The sequence below is a fragment of the Faecalibacterium sp. AF27-11BH genome (assembly GCF_003603005.1).
GTDB classification, from domain to species: domain Bacteria; phylum Bacillota; class Clostridia; order Oscillospirales; family Ruminococcaceae; genus Faecalibacterium; species Faecalibacterium taiwanense.
On the sequence record NZ_QVGS01000007.1, the window covers coordinates 57,902 to 72,719 of the forward strand.

At 57.2% G+C, this 14,818-nt stretch carries 10 protein-coding genes; 3 read left to right on the forward strand and 7 right to left on the reverse strand.

What is annotated here, in order from left to right; genetic code table 11:
- Positions 1 to 18: 18 nt before the first annotated feature.
- The 7 genes from DWY76_RS08445 to DWY76_RS08480 form a co-directional block, all read right to left on the reverse strand.
- On the reverse strand, positions 19 to 1,560 hold the full coding sequence (locus DWY76_RS08445) for a sugar ABC transporter ATP-binding protein (RefSeq protein ID WP_120080914.1): 1,542 nt from the start codon (positions 1,558 to 1,560) through the stop codon (positions 19 to 21).
- 163 nt (positions 1,561 to 1,723) lie between these two features.
- On the reverse strand, positions 1,724 to 2,776 hold the full coding sequence (locus DWY76_RS08450) for a substrate-binding domain-containing protein (protein WP_120080916.1): 1,053 nt from the start codon (positions 2,774 to 2,776) through the stop codon (positions 1,724 to 1,726).
- Positions 2,777 to 3,262: 486 nt separating this feature from the next.
- Complete coding sequence (mgtE, locus tag DWY76_RS08455; RefSeq protein WP_120080918.1) at positions 3,263 to 4,624, reverse strand: magnesium transporter; 1,362 nt, start codon at positions 4,622 to 4,624, stop codon at positions 3,263 to 3,265.
- 377 nt (positions 4,625 to 5,001) lie between these two features.
- A complete protein-coding gene (locus DWY76_RS08460) occupies positions 5,002 to 7,752 on the reverse strand; it encodes an insulinase family protein (protein ID WP_120080920.1) in 2,751 nt (916 codons plus the stop codon).
- A gap of 650 nt (positions 7,753 to 8,402) precedes the next feature.
- Positions 8,403 to 9,659 (reverse strand): MFS transporter, encoded by a 1,257-nt coding sequence (locus DWY76_RS08470; protein ID WP_120080924.1) that lies wholly within the window; start codon positions 9,657 to 9,659, stop codon positions 8,403 to 8,405.
- Between the two features lie 51 nt (positions 9,660 to 9,710).
- Entirely contained in the window at positions 9,711 to 10,508 is a 798-nt protein-coding gene (locus DWY76_RS08475; protein ID WP_097781521.1) for a zinc dependent phospholipase C family protein, read from the reverse strand.
- A 215-nt stretch (positions 10,509 to 10,723) separates the two neighbouring features.
- Complete coding sequence (locus DWY76_RS08480; RefSeq protein WP_343252055.1) at positions 10,724 to 11,713, reverse strand: NAD(P)H-dependent glycerol-3-phosphate dehydrogenase; 990 nt, start codon at positions 11,711 to 11,713, stop codon at positions 10,724 to 10,726.
- 403 nt (positions 11,714 to 12,116) lie between these two features.
- On the opposite strand from DWY76_RS08480, the gene DWY76_RS08485 reads away from it, so the two are divergent.
- The 3 genes from DWY76_RS08485 (at position 12,117) to DWY76_RS08495 (ending at position 14,617) form a co-directional block, all read left to right on the forward strand.
- On the forward strand, positions 12,117 to 12,800 hold the full coding sequence (locus DWY76_RS08485) for an amino acid ABC transporter permease (RefSeq protein ID WP_097775067.1): 684 nt from the start codon (positions 12,117 to 12,119) through the stop codon (positions 12,798 to 12,800).
- Positions 12,801 to 12,818: 18 nt separating this feature from the next.
- A complete protein-coding gene (locus DWY76_RS08490; RefSeq protein WP_097775066.1) occupies positions 12,819 to 13,631 on the forward strand; it encodes an amino acid ABC transporter ATP-binding protein in 813 nt (270 codons plus the stop codon).
- Positions 13,632 to 13,768: 137 nt separating this feature from the next.
- Complete coding sequence (locus tag DWY76_RS08495) at positions 13,769 to 14,617, forward strand: transporter substrate-binding domain-containing protein (RefSeq protein WP_120080926.1); 849 nt, start codon at positions 13,769 to 13,771, stop codon at positions 14,615 to 14,617.
- Positions 14,618 to 14,818 lie beyond the last annotated feature (201 nt).

The following is a 14,818-nucleotide window of genomic DNA, read 5'->3' on the forward strand; positions in this document are numbered from 1 at the left end:
GATAGACAGCCTCCTTAATTACTGATTTGCCGCAGCTGCGTCAGGTGCGGTCTCGAACTGGGTAGCCAGCGCCATGATGTTCTCCTGCGTGGCATCCTTACCGTCGATAAAGCCGGTGATACGGCCATCGCACATGACCATGACACGGTTGGACATACCGATGATCTCGCTCATTTCGGAGGAAATCATGATAATGCTCTTGCCCTGCTTTGCCAGATCGGCAATGATGCAGTAGATCTCATACTTTGCACCAACGTCGATGCCGCGGGTAGGCTCGTCCAGAATGAGCACATCGGGGTTGTTGGCAAGCCAGCGGGCGATCAGCACCTTCTGCTGGTTGCCGCCGGAAAGGCTCTTGATCTGGGTCTTGGGGCTGGGCACCTTGATGGCCATCTTTTCCTTGTTGGTAGCCACCAGATCCAGGATCTTCTTGTTGTCCAGCATGATGGGGCCCTTGCGCAGGGCATCCAGCGATGCAATGGAGATGTTATCCGCAACACTCAGCACACCCATGATGCCGGTGGCACGGCGGTCCTCGGTCAGCAGAGCCACGCTCTTCTGGATGGCATCGCGGGGCTGCTTGATGTTCACCTCTTCGCCCTTGATCCACACCTTACCGGAGGTATGGGCACGCAGGCCGAAGATGCCTTCCATCAGCTCGGTGCGCTGTGCGCCCACCAGACCGGCCACGCCCAGGATCTCGCCTTTTTTGACCTCGAAGCTGCAGTGGCGGAAGGAGCGCGGATGGATGGAGGTGAAGTCCTCCACCTTCATCATCACCTCGTCCGAGGGATGGTTCTCCAGCGGGGGATACAGGTTCGACAGCTCACGGCCGACCATCTTTGCAATGATCTCTTCCTTGGTCATGTTGGCAACGTCCCACTTACCGATGTACTGGCCATCGCGCATGATGGTGACTTCGTCCGCGATCACCTTGATCTCGTCCATCTTGTGGCTGATATAGACCAGTGCCACGCCCAAAGCCTTCAGCTCGCGCATGATGCGGAACAGCGACTCAACTTCGTTTGCGGTCAGTGAGGAAGTGGGTTCGTCCAGGATCAGCACCTTGCAGTTTGCGGAAACAGCCTTTGCAATTTCCACCATCTGCATCTGTGCGATGCTCAGAGAGCCAAGCTTTGCACGGGGATTGATCTCCAGCTTCAGCTTTTTCAGCAGCTCCTCCGTATCCTTGTACATTTTGGCGTGATCCACCACCGTAACAGGGCCGTACTTTTTGGTGGGGTAGCGGCCCAGCCAGATGTTCTCGGCCACAGTACGTGCCGGAATCGGCTGCAGTTCCTGATGCACCATGGCAATGCCGCGGTTCAGTGCATCCAGAGGGGTGGTGATGGTAACTTTTTCGCCCTCGTATTCAATTTCGCCCTCGTCCATCTTGTAAATGCCGAACATGCATTTCATCAGTGTGGACTTACCGGCGCCGTTTTCACCCATCAGCGCCATGACCTTACCGGGGCGAAGCTCCAACTGGGCGTGATCCAGCGCTTTGACGCCGGGGAAGGTCTTGACCACGCCTTTCATTACCAGACGGTATTCTGACATTCCGCAGAGCCTCCTTGTCGTTTATCATCGGGCCGCAGAAAAACCTTTTTTCAAAACAAGGCGCGTGCGCGGAGAATATTTCTCGCACGCACGCGCTTTATAGCTTTGCTCAAGCCGTCAAGGTCCACTGCGCACCTTGCATTGTTTCAGGAAAACTTTGGTCTTACTTCGCGTACTCGGAAGCGTTGTCCTTGGTCACCTTCACATAGTCGACCCAGTAGTACTGCTCGACCTTGGAGCCTTCGACGTACAGCTTGGTAGCCTCAGCAGCTGCAGTAGCCTGACCCACGTCATCGTTCAGAACGGTACCGGTCATGTTGCCATCCAGAACGTCCTGAACAGCCTCAGCCAGTGCATCGACACCAACCAGATAGATGTCCTTGCCGACGGTGCGGTTAGCCTGCTGGATGGACTGCAGAGCGCCCAGTGCCATTGCGTCGTTGTTGCAGAAGACAACTTCGATCTTGTCGCCGTACTGAGACAGAGCGTTTGCAACGTCCTGCTGAGCGGTGGTCTGATCCCAGTTGTCCAGGTACTCGTACAGGCACTCAACTTCCTTGCCTGCATCGGTCAGGGCCTTGATGGAGTACTCGGTGCGGTACTGAGCATCGATGTTCTCGGGGTCGCCCTTGCACATAATGTAGGTGATCTTGCCGTCGCCGTTGATATCGCCCTGAGTCTCGGTCTCCAGGATCAGCTCGCCCTGATAAGTACCGGACTGACGTGCGTCAGCACCAACGTAGCAGCACTTGTCTGCGTAGGAGTCCAGAACGCTCTTGTCGGGCTCACGGTTGATGAAGACGATAGGAGTCTCAGAGGGCTTGACGGTATCAACGATGGTCTGTGCGGAAGTGGTCTGCACGGGGTTGATGACCAGCACGTCCACGCCCTGCTGCAGGAAGGTGTTGATCTGCTCGGTCTGGGTGTTCTGGTCGTTCTTGCCGTCCATGATGGTGACGGAGTAGCCCATATCCTTCAGGTACTCTTCCAGATCGGAGCGGTACAGGGTCATGAAGTTATCAGCAAACTGATAGATGCACACGCCGATGTTTGCGGAACCGTTGGTTGCAGCAGCGCTGGAAGCAGCAGCAGAAGATGCAACAACAGAAGAAGCAGCAGTAGAGGTGCTGGAAGAGCCGCCGCAGGCGGTCATAGCAGCAGTTGCACCAACAACAGCAGATGCCTTCAGGAAGTCACGACGCGAAATCATTTTCATAATAATGTTCTCCTTCAATTCGTATCTCAGCATTTTCACAGGAGCAATCTTGCATGCACCTGTAATTCCTGTTCGTATTATACCCTTGCAGCACCCCACTGTTCAAGAGAACAAGTTCACAAGATTGAAGGAGTTCTTTTGTGCTATTTCAACAAATGCTTTTTGGGCTCGCCAATTTCTTTTCTCGAAACATCACAATTTTTCATACATTTGCAACCTCCCTACAAAAGCAAAAAAATTATGTCATTTTTCTCTCAAAAAGATTACAAAATGTTGCATCGTCCGGTTTTTGCAGCTTTTTTATTTCTTGTATATCTTGAAAAATATTTTCAGGAATAGTTCATCCCTGTTCTTCCGCATTTTTTCGCTTCATTTCTGAAATTTTCTGAAAATCGCCTGTCATTCCCGGTTCCTGCCGCCCGCCTTTTGCAAAGAAAATGCCCGGAAGCTTTCCTGAGCCTCCGGGCATCCCGATCCGAGTATCTTTTACAGATGCAGCAGCATCTTTGCAATGTTGAAGTAGATCAGCAGCGTGGTGGTATCCACAATGGTGGTGATCAGGGGTGAAGCCATCACGGCCGGATCCACATGCAGCTTTTCTGCCGCCACCGGCAGAATGCCGCCGATGATCTGCGAGAGCAGGATGGTGCAGATCAAAGTCAGGCACACCACCAGCGCCACCGGAGCCGCGATGCGGTCAAACACCAGCAGCTTTACAAAGTTGCATACGGCCAGCGTGCCGCCGCACAGCAAGGCCACGCGGCTCTCGCGCCACAGGATGCGGGGCAGATCGTGGGGCTGGATATCGCCCACCGCCATGCCGCGGATGATGGTGGAGGTGCTCTGGCTGCCCGCGTTGCCGCCTGCGTCGGTCAGCATGGGGATGTATGCAGTCAGCACGGTCACAGCGGCCAGTGCATCCTCGTATCCGCGAATGACCAGACTGGAGAAGGTGGCACTGATCATCAGGAACAGCAGCCACGGCGCACGGCTCTTATACAGATCCCACATGCTCTGCTTGAAGTAGGGCTTGTCGGAGGGGCCGATTGCGTTCATCTTTGCAATATCTTCGCTGGCCTCGTCCTGCAGGATGCTGATAGCATCGTCAATGGTCACGATGCCCACCAACCGGTTCTCGGCGTCCACCACCGGAATAGCCAGAAAGCCGTATTTCTCGAACAGGTTGGAAACATCCTCCTGATCGGTGGTGGTGCTCACGCTGACCACATTGGAATCCATCAGGTCCTTGATAGGCTCTTCTGTGTTCTTTGCCAGCACCAGCGCCCGCAGGGACACCACGCCGATCAGCCTGCGGCTGTCATCGGTCACATAGCAGTTGTTGATGGTCTCCTTGTCAAAGCCATTCCTGCGGATGGCCTCCATGGCCTGTGCCACGGTCATGTCCGGCCGCAGCTCCATCAGCTCGGTGGTCATCACGCCGCCGGCCGAGTCCTCCGGGTACTTGAGCAGCTCGTTGATCATGCGGCGGGTGGTGGGGTCGGCCTGACCCAGAATGCGCTTGACCACGTTGGCAGGCATTTCCTCCACAAGGTCGGTGGCATCGTCCACGAACAGTTCGTCCACAACAGCCTTCAGCTCGGTATCGGTCAGGCCGTCGATCAGCTTCTGCTGGGTCTCAGGGGTCAGTTCGGTGAACACATCTGCGGCCAGATCCTTCGGGCACAGACGGAACAGCACCGGGAGCTTTTCTGCAGGCAGATCCTCAAATACCGCCGCAAGGTCGGGCGCGGGCAGAGTTTCCATCACATCCCGCAGGCTCTGGTATTTCTTGGCATCGTCCAGATTTGCCAGCATGGTCTTGAGGGTATCGATCGAGATTTCAGACATAAAAAAGCTGCCTCCTTTTCAGTGGCAGCTCTCGTTTCTTCTTTTCAGGGAACACAAACACGCACCGTGTGCATTCACACACAGCAGGGTCTGCACAAAGCAGAAACGGCGGCTGCCATCATATAAAATAATCGGGGAGAAAGACTGCTGCTACTGCCAGCAGGTTCCATGACAACCACCTCGTTTTCCTGTTGTAAAAAGACACTTTTTGCCTTTTCCGCCCATTACTTTACCACTGCTTTTTTGCCGCGTCAACCCTGCTTTTTAAATTTTTCCGTTTCTTTACAAAAAGTAAAAGTGCCCGATGACATTTTTCGTATCATCAGGCACTTTTATCCTGTCAGAGCATGTCCCGGGCGGGATGGAAGGCTCTTTGCTTACAGGGTCTCTACCGTATCAAACAGGTCTTTTGCGGCTTCCACAGCATCCTTGCTGCCAAACACCACCCGCACGCCGTTTGCCATGGCGGCACCCAGCTCTGCGGCCTGCTCCTTCAGCAGTGCGGCATCCACCGCACACAGGGCCTTGCGGTCTGCCGCCATCATTTCATCAGTGATGCCGCAGAAATACCGACGGTCCGTCTCGCGGGCCTCAGCACGCGGCTTGCGGGGGGTGTCCAGCTTGGCCACAGTACCCACAATAAAATCGTTCAGGTCTTTTTCGGTGTACTCCCGTGCTGCCAGTTCTGCCGGACCTTTTGCAAAGGTGTCGTAGCTTTTCTTTACATGGGGGTCGCGGTAGGTGTACAGGTATTCCACGCCGTCCGAGGAGAGCATTCCGGTGCCGTAAGCGCCGCCCACCTCACGGATGTTGTGCCACAGGTATTCGTAGCTCATCACGCGGGCCAGCGCCTTGCGGTCGCTGCGGCGCTCCATGGGCCATACCTGTACATCGTAGTTCACACCGCCGTCAATGATAAACGCTTCGTTCACCGGCGGTGTCAGCGGCTCCACATAGGGCTTTGCCGCAGCGCGGCCCTCGGCAGCAAAGCGGCTGTCCGGCAGCAGAGTGCGCAGCTTTGCAAGGGCATCCTCGCTGCCGTACAGGCTGACCGTCAGCTCCGCGTGCTGCAGCACCTCTGTGCGCAGGGCATCCAGCTTTTCGCCCAGTGCTGCCCAATTGCCGCGCTCCTGCACGCCGCACAAGAACTTGTAATAGCTCACACCGCTGCAGCGTTCACTCACCGCACCGTCCACCGTGTAGTGGGCACTGGCGCGGGTGGCTGCGTATACATTGCCCTGCTGGATGAACTGCTGTTCCATGTTCAACTTCTGCTGGCTCAGCACCCGTGCAAAAGCAGCTTCTGCCGCCGGGCCGGTAAGGGTGGTATCATACAGCCATTCGCCGCCCAGCTCCACAGCCTTTTCCAGACTGCGTTCCAGCAGGCTCAGGCACAGGCTCAGCTTGGCATGGCAGGGTGCACCCTCCTGCCGCCCAGTCCAGATGTCCAGCTGGGTGCGGCTGTCGCCCAGCCATGTGCTGCGCAGAGTGTTCAGTTGCTGAGCGGTGTGTTCGGTGCTGTCCAGCTCGTCCAGCACATCGGTCAGCAGGTCCAGATACGGCATGTCCTCAGGCTTCACATTACCAAGGTCATAGTAGAAGTTCAGGTACAGGCTGCCTGCCGAAGGGTGATGCACCAGCTGCGCACCGGCCAGAAGTTCCCGCTCGCCTGGGGCCGTCCTTGCTCCGTCGCCAAGGTCGGCAACGGTCAGCGGGTGCTCCAGCACAAGCTTGCCGTCGGTGCGGATGGGTTCGCCCTCCTCTTTTTTAGGCAGGGTGGGCACCTGCACCACCTGCACCGGAGCCGGTGCAAACAGCTCACGCAGCAGCTCATCGAACCAGCCATCGGCCATCTTTTCCCGCAGGGAAGCAAACAGCCTGTCCGTGTGCAGCAGCAGGGCGGGGTCGCCGGTGTGCAGCCAGCCAGTAGAAGCGTTGATGGCATCCAGCACGCCGTCTGGCAGGGTGCCCGGGCGCTCCAGCGATGCAAACTCTGCTGCGTTCAGCGAAGCCAACAGCAGTTCCTGCGGGATGCCCTCGGCCAGAATGCCGTCCACCGCCTTGCGCACAGCGGCAGCAAACTTGCGGGCGCTCTCCTCGGTGGCACCGCGCAGCACCAGTTCCAGCACCGGCTGCAGGGTGCTGTCGTCAAAGCCAATGTCAATATCTGCGCCCAGCTTTTCGGCCAGCAGCGCCGCCTTCAGCGGGGAGTTATTGGTGCCAAGCAGGGCATCCAGCAGGATCTCCACGCCCAGCTGACGCTCCCGGTCTGCAAAGGCACCGGTGTACCATGCCAGAGCACACTGCACCTCGTCCGGCTCCGGGTTTTCGGTATAGTAGGGCAGTTCCACGCAGGCACCCGCCTGCTCGTGCTGCACGGTCAGCTGCGGACGGCTGGTGCCCTTGGGCATTTTTGAAAGATAATCCCTGTCCAGCAGTTCCAGCTTTTCAGCCATATCCATTTTGCCATAGAGGGTAATGCAGCAGTTGTCGGCGCTGTAGTGGCGGTGATATACTCGCTTATACTTTTCATAGGTCAGCGCCGGGATGCTGGCCGGGTCGCCGCCGGAAACAAAGCCGTAGGCCGTATCCGGGAACATGGCCCGTTCCAGTGCATTTTCCAACTGAGCATCCGGTGCAGCCAGAGCGCCCTGCATCTCGTTGTACACCACTCCGCTCACGGTGCCGTCGGCACTGCGGTGCCAGCCCTCCTGCTCAAACACGCTCTTGTCCACCATGGCCAGCGGGCAGAACACCGCGTTCAGGTAGACATCCATCAGGTTTTTGAAGTCGGTCTCATTGGGCGTAGCGAACGGGTAGACCGTCTTATCCGGGAAGGTCATCGCATTCAGGAAAGATGCCATGCTGCTTTTGAGCAGCTGCAAGAACGGCGAGGTCACCGGGTATTTTTCGCTGCCTGCCAGCACCGAGTGCTCCAGAATGTGGAACACGCCGGTGTCATCGGACGGGAAGGTGCCAAAGCCGATGCCAAACGCCTTGTTGGTATCCTCATTTTCCACCAGCAGCACCGTGGCACCGCTCACATCGTGGGTAAGCACGGTCAGGGTTCCGTGCTGTTCAGGGCAGTCCTCGGTACGCACGAGGGTATAACCGGGAAATCGTTCCATTTCGTTTTCTCCTTTGTGGTTTTGAAATCGTTTGACACTATTGTATCATTCGAGGGCAAAAAACACAATTACCGGTTTGTTAATAATAACCAGAAGGACGATTTTCAACCATTTGCTTCCCGTACAGAGCGTTTTCGCGTAGATTGAGTTTAATGCCTTTTGTAAAAAGCATTACCGCCAGGTATGTTCTCTTTTGGTTGCAAAAGAGAACCAGAAAGGACGGCGGTGCCCGCAGGGCATGAAAGCCCCAGTGGGGCTTTTAAGCCGCAGACCGGTTTGCGTAGCAAATACTGTGTGTTCAGCACAGCAAGGTCACAGCGATTTCAACGCGCTGGATCCATGAAAAAGGGGCTGCTCGCCCCTTTTAGACCCCAAAGCAGTTAGGCTCCATACAAAAAATCCAAGTCGCTGCGCTAAAGGATTTTTTGTGTTCCGCCGATTTTGAGTCGCTTACGCGACGAGCTGTACGGGTAAGTTTGTGCTTTATCTGCTGCGCGGCTGACAGCGGCAATATGCCGTTTGCCATTGCGCCCTTCCCGTGAAAAAGGAAACAGGCCGGCCCCGCAGGACTGGCTTGTCTGCAAAATTATAAAATAATATTCCTCTGATATTGCCAAAGCGAAAGCATCGGCAATTTTAAATCGTATTTTTTACACCTGTTTTGCACCCTCAGTCCGGCAGGACACCCGGAACAGCACAAAGCCCACTGCAAACAGCAGCGCCAGCATCCCAATGCCCACATTGGCGCTGCCGGTCAGCTGGCTGCCCACGCTCACGATCATGGTGCCAAGGAAGGACGCACCCTTGCCGCAGATGTCGAACAGGCCAAAGTATTCGCCGGATTTTTCAGCCGGGATGATCTTGGCAAAGTGGCTGCGGCTCAGTGCCTGCACGCCGCCCTGGAACATGCCCACCAGCACGGCCAGTACCCAGAACTGCCACTGGCTGGTCAGGAAGAAGGCAAACACCGCAATGCCGGTGTAGGCTGCGATGCAGACCGGGATAAGCTGGCTGGACGGATATTTTGCGCTCAGCCGACCAAAGATCAGCGCCGAAGGGAAGGCTACGATCTGCGTTACCAGCAGGGCCAGCAAAAGGCCGGTGGTCTCCAGCCCCAGTGCCGTGCCGTAGGCGGTGGCCATATCGATGATGGTATACACGCCGTCGATGTAGCAGAAGAAGGCCAGCAGGAACCAGAACACCTGCTTATCCTCGCGCAGATGCTTGAGGGTGTGGCCGATGCGCACAAAGCTCTGCCGGATGGCGTGCTGCTCTACCTCCACATAGTTGATCTGCTTATAGCTCCGCAGCAGCGGCAGGGTGGTGCCCAGCCACCACACAGCGGTGATGAGCAGCGCCACGGAAAGGGCGGTCATCTGGCTCAGGCCGATGGCCCCGCTGCCCAGCACCAGCGCCAGACACACCACAAAGGGCACGCAGCTGCCAATGTAGCCCCATGCATAGCCCTGCGAAGACACAACATCCATGCGTTCCGGGGTGGTCACATCGCCCAGCATGGAATCGTAGAACACCAGACTGCCCGAAAAGCCGATCTTTGCAAGGATGAAGATGATCAGGAACGGCAGCCATGTAGTGGCAAGGCCCATGGCACAGCAGCCTGCCACGCCCACGAACAGGCAGAGCATGAAGATGGGCTTTTTAAAGCCTCTGGTATCGGCCAGCGTGCCCAAAATCGGCCCCAGCACTGCCGTGATCACCGTGACCACCGAGCTTGCATAGCCCCAGTAGGCCAGATAGTTCACCGGACTCAATCCACCGGCCTCGGCCAGCGCATTAAAGAAAATGGGCACCAGCGTTGCGATCATCAGCACAAAGGCCGAGTTGCCCACATCGTACAGGATCCACGCGCGCTCCAGCGGTGTCACCTTGAATTTTTCATGTTTCATCTTGTTTCCTCTCGCACCGCCGGGCGGTGCCCCCTCATTTTTTGTGCCCGCTCAAAACTCCCCGAAGGTGTGGTCAAAGGCCTTGCTCAGGGGCTGGTCCGTATCCAGCTTTGCCACAAATTCCAGGATCAGCGTTTCTGCCAGCGGAAGCGCCTGCGCATACAGTTCTTCCAGCCGCTTGCCGCTCTCCACGCACTTCGGGTTCGGCTGCGGATCTGCCACAAGGCCGTGCAGCATGTCGTATTTGCCCACCACCTTCATGCCGGTCAGCACCACCCATCGCTTGACAGGATTGGATGCCTGCAGCAGCCTGTGCACTGAGATCATGCCCTTGAGCGAGTCCAGCGCCACCTGCTCCGAGATGCCCTCGTAAAAGGGCGCGATCGCCTTTGCATTCTGTTCCGACGGATGGATATGGCTGGCTGTGAAAAACTTCAGCGGGTCGTATCCGTCCCGGCGCAGCAGCATGTTGTCAAACTCGGTCTCGATCTCGCAGTGGGTCACACCGCTTTCCCGGGTGAACTGCTCCACATACGGGTGGCAGGTGCTGTCCAGCGCAAAGTGGCACACAAAGCCCAGTGCATAGGCCAGTGCAGCATCCCGGTCTGCCTCACAGTGCACCACCCTGCGCGCCCGGTCAAAAAAGACCCGCCCCGGCTCCTCGTGCATGGCATTGCCCAGTGCACCCACCGGGTTGGACTTGGCAGCATGGTAATAAAACAGCAGGTCCGGCCCGTGCAGGCCGATATCGTAAAGCTCACGGTTCTGTTCCAGCTGAGCACGCAGTTCATCCGGCAGATGTTCCAGCACATTGGTGCCAAAGCGGCGGTGCGCATAAGTTGACGGCATGGCAGATTCCTCTCTTTCTCTCCGACAGGGTGCACAAAACGTCCCCCGGTTTTTGCGTTCTGTTTCAGTATAGCAGAAAGTTTCCCGACCTTCTACCCTTTTACGTCTGATTTTGGTAAAAAATTTGAATTATTTTGTGTTTTCGGCCAGTGGGCAGGCCGCGCAGCAAAAAAGGCACAGCCATCTGCAGACAGCTGTGCCTTCTCCCTTAAAATTCAGACTTTTTCGTAGCCCTGCGGCATCTCGTTCTTCCGGTTACGGTCCATCAGGGTGCGCAGCGCGTCGCTGGCGCTCATGCCCTCCTTCACGATGGCGTTCACCGTCTGCACAATGGGCATTTCCACATTGTACTTTGCGGCCAGCTCCATGGCGGCGGGCAGGGCATTGATGCCCTCCACCACCATGCCGACCTCCTTCACGGCCTGCTCCGGGCTTTTGCCCTTGCCGATCAGAATGCCCGCACGATTGTTGCGGCTGTGCATACTGGTTGCCGTCACGATCAGGTCGCCGATACCGGCCAGACCCGCAAAGGTATGGATGTTGCAGCCCATGGCCACGCCCAGCCGGGCGATCTCGGCAATGCCGCGGGTGATGAGGGCTGCGCGGGCGTTGTCGCCGTAGCCAAGGCCGGTGGAGATGCCAACACCCAGCGCAATCACATTCTTCAGCGCGCCGCTCAGCTCCACGCCCTTGATGTCGGCGTTGGTGTACACACGCATACAGGTGTTGCTGAACACATCCTGCACATACTCGGCAGCGGCTTCATCCGGGCAGGCCGAAACGATGGTGGTGGGCAGATCCAGCGCCACCTCTTCCGCATGGGTCGGGCCGGAGAGTGCTACCAGCTTTACCCCCTTGGGGCCGCCCTCACGGTTCAGCTCGTCGGCAATGACCTCAGTCATGGTATATAAGGTGTCCGGCTCCATGCCCTTTGCAACGTCCACAAGGATCTGGCCGTCCGGGATGTAAGGCCGGGCCTTGGCCGTGGTGGAGCGCACAAATACCGACGGCACTGCAAACAGCAGCACATCCTTGCCGGTGCACACTTCCTCAATGCTCTTGGTAAACTGCAGCTCTTCCGGGATCTTCATGCCCGGCAGATTGGGGTGCACCCGCGTAGCGGAAAGGTTCTCCACCTCAGCCGGAAGCGCCGACCACACCTGCACATCATTGCCGCTGACACACAGCATCCGTGCCAGAGCCATGCCCCAGGTACCTGCACCCAGAACGCCAATTTTTTTCTTCGTCACGTTCGTGTCCTCCGTGTCTGCACCGCGCAAAGGGCACTGCACCCTCTGCGGTGAATTTGCGCCTGTGCCGGGCCAAGCCCGGTGCGCGTTGTTATGTTCATTGTACACGAAAGCCGGTGCGCCGTCAACCGCTTGCCGCATTGCACAAAGTTTTCCAGATGGGTCGTCCGTTTTTGTACACATCACGCGTTTTGAGCAAACCGTTTGCACTCCATCCGGATTCATGCTATAGTATTCTGGTAGGTTTTGTAGGAATTTTAGAAAAAGCCCTTGACTTCAAGCGCACTCCAAGCCTTATAATACCTTTGTTCTTACGATTTACAAAGTATTTGAATACCGTTCTGAGGGAACATTTTTCATGTTTGAAGCATTTCTTTCCAACCGTACGGTCAGCGTGCTGGCGGAGGCCCTGCCCCGTATCCTTACGGCAGGCCTTACCATGACCATCCCGCTCACGCTGGTCTCCTTCTTTTTTGCCATGATCATTGCCGTGGCCGTTGCGCTGGTGCAGTACGCCAATGTGCCGGTGCTGCGGCAGATCGCACGGTTCTACATCTGGGTCATCCGCGGCACGCCGCTGCTGGTGCAGCTGTTCATCATCTTTTATGGTCTGCCCAGCGTGGGCATCATGCTGGACGCTTTCCCTGCTGCGGTCATCGCCTTTGCCTTCAACGAGGGTGCCTACTGTGCCGAGACCATGCGCGGCGCACTGGAAAGCGTGCCGCAGGGCCAGCTGGAAGCCGGTTACTGCGTGGGCATGAGCTGGTGGCAGATCATGCGCCGCATCGTGCTGCCGCAGGCCCTGCGCACCGCAGTGCCCGCCCTCTCCAACTCGCTCATCGGCATGATCAAGGACACCTCGCTGGCGTCCAACATCACGGTGGCCGAGCTGTTCATGGCCGGTCAGCGCGTGGCCGCCCGCACCTACATCTTCCTGCCCATCTACTGTGAGGTGGCCGTGGTGTATCTGCTGTTCTGCACGGTCATTACCAAGCTGCAGGCACTGCTGGAGCGTCGGCTCAACGCCCACGGCTTCCAGTAAGAAAGGAGTGTGGCAACCATGTCCATGTTAGAGATCAAAAACGTCCACAAATCCTTTTTCACCTACACAAAGCCCCGCCTGCAGGCAGGCATCTTCCACCGGCCCGGTGCACGCAAAGTGACCAGCGAGCTGCTGGTGCTGCGCGGCGTGGACCTGACCGTGGAAAAGGGCGATGTAGTGGCCATCCTCGGCCCCTCCGGCTCCGGCAAGACCACCCTGCTGCGCTGTCTGAACTTTCTGGAGACTGCCGACGCAGGCCAGCTCACCTTTGACGGCGAGACGTTCGACCTTGCCCAGGCCAGCCGTGCCGACATTGCCCGGCTGCGCAAAAAGACGGCCTTTGTGTTCCAGAGCTACAATCTGTTCCGCAACAAGACTGCCCTGCAGAACGTGACCGAGGGCCTCATCATTGCCCGCAAAATGCCCAAAGAGCAGGCGGATGCCGTTGGCATGAAGATGCTGGAAAAGGTGGGCCTTGCCGACCGAGCCGACTACTATCCGCGCCAGCTTTCCGGCGGCCAGCAGCAGCGCGTGGCCATTGCCCGGGCACTGGCCTCCGACCCGGAAATCATCTATTTTGACGAGCCGACTTCGGCCCTTGACCCGGAGCTGACTGGCGAAGTGCTGGCCGTGATGCGGCAGCTGGCCGAAGAGGGCATGACCATGCTGGTGGTCACCCACGAGATGGGCTTTGCCCGCAATGTTTCCTCCAAGACCGTTTTCATGGAGAACGGCGTGGTAGTGGAGCAGGCTCCCTCGCATGAGTTTTTCGCCAACCCCAAAGAGGAGCGCACCCGCGAATTTTTGCGCAAGATCGCTCACACCGAGTGAGGTTTAACCAACTCCCCCAGTCTGCTTCGCAGACAGCCCCCTCCGGGATGGGGCCTTTGGCAAAACCAGAAAGTCTCCCTCTTTGCCTGAAGGAGTTTATTTCACAAATATTTTTATAGAGGAAAGGGAATCCAACTATGAAACGCAGAACTTTTATTTCTCTTATGAGCGTCATGGCCGCTGCCGGCGTGCTGACTCTGGCTGGCTGCTCCAATTCTTCCGGCAGCACCGCTGCTTCCGGCACGGCCGCCTCTGTGGCTCCTGCTGCCGGCGACCAGCTGTCCAACATCCAGTCCAGCGGCAAGCTGATCGTTGCACTGGAAGGCGCATGGCAGCCCTGGAGCTACCACGACGAATCCGATACTCTGGTGGGCTACGATGTGGAAGTCTCCCGCGCCATTGCCGAAAAGCTGGGCGTGGAGCCGGAGTACGTGGAAAGCGACTGGGACAGCCTGTTTGCCGGTCTGGACGCAGGCCGCTACGACATCGTGTGCAACGGCGTGGAAGTGACCGACGAGCGCGCCAAGACCTATGATTTCACCGAGCCCTACGGCTACATCCACACTGCCCTTGCCGTCCGCAAGGATAATGACGAGATCACCAGCTTTGAAGACCTGAAGGGCAAGACCACCGCCAACAGCCTTGCTTCCACCTACATGGAACTGGCCGAGAGCTATGGTGCCACCGTACAGGGCATCGACACGCTGGAAGAGACCATCCAGCTGCTCACCGCAGGCCGCATCGACGCCACCCTGAACGCTGATGTCTCCTTCTACGATTACCTGAACGTCCACCCGGACGCAGATTTCAAGCTGGTGGCCCAGACCGAGGATGCATCCCACGTTGCCATTCCTCTGCGCAAGGGCGATGCCAGCGCCACCCTGCTGGAAGCCATCAACACCGCCATCGACGAGCTGCGTGCCGACGGCACCCTGAAGGAGCTGAGCGAGAAGTATTTCGGTCAGGATATTTCTGCGGAGAACTGAATCATTTGAATGCCCTCCGCTTTGCTCTGGGCATTTTCAGCGGAATATTTATTTTAATATTGCAAACCCCGGCAGACTACGGTCTGCCGGGGTTTGCCTTTTCACGGGAAGGGCCGTAACCGGCAAATGCATCAATCGCGTTTTCTTCAGCTCTGCACATTCATTGCATCTGAATGCAAAAAGCTCTCCCTTTCGGGAGAG

What these genes read in the sequence shown, in the direction of transcription:
- DWY76_RS08495 (WP_120080926.1), top strand. Translation starts at nt 13,769, where the DNA reads ATGAAACGCAGAACTTTTATTTCTCTTATGAGCGTCATGGCCGCTGCC.
- DWY76_RS08480 (WP_343252055.1), bottom strand. Translation starts at nt 11,713, where the DNA reads ATGGCTCTGGCACGGATGCTGTGTGTCAGCGGCAATGATGTGCAGGTG.
- DWY76_RS08460 (WP_120080920.1), bottom strand. Translation starts at nt 7,752, where the DNA reads ATGGAACGATTTCCCGGTTATACCCTCGTGCGTACCGAGGACTGCCCT.
- DWY76_RS08450 (WP_120080916.1), bottom strand. Translation starts at nt 2,776, where the DNA reads ATGAAAATGATTTCGCGTCGTGACTTCCTGAAGGCATCTGCTGTTGTT.
- DWY76_RS08445 (WP_120080914.1), bottom strand. Translation starts at nt 1,560, where the DNA reads ATGTCAGAATACCGTCTGGTAATGAAAGGCGTGGTCAAGACCTTCCCC.
- DWY76_RS08470 (WP_120080924.1), bottom strand. Translation starts at nt 9,659, where the DNA reads ATGAAACATGAAAAATTCAAGGTGACACCGCTGGAGCGCGCGTGGATC.
- mgtE (WP_120080918.1), bottom strand. Translation starts at nt 4,624, where the DNA reads ATGTCTGAAATCTCGATCGATACCCTCAAGACCATGCTGGCAAATCTG.
- DWY76_RS08475 (WP_097781521.1), bottom strand. Translation starts at nt 10,508, where the DNA reads ATGCCGTCAACTTATGCGCACCGCCGCTTTGGCACCAATGTGCTGGAA.
- DWY76_RS08490 (WP_097775066.1), top strand. Translation starts at nt 12,819, where the DNA reads ATGTCCATGTTAGAGATCAAAAACGTCCACAAATCCTTTTTCACCTAC.
- DWY76_RS08485 (WP_097775067.1), top strand. Translation starts at nt 12,117, where the DNA reads ATGTTTGAAGCATTTCTTTCCAACCGTACGGTCAGCGTGCTGGCGGAG.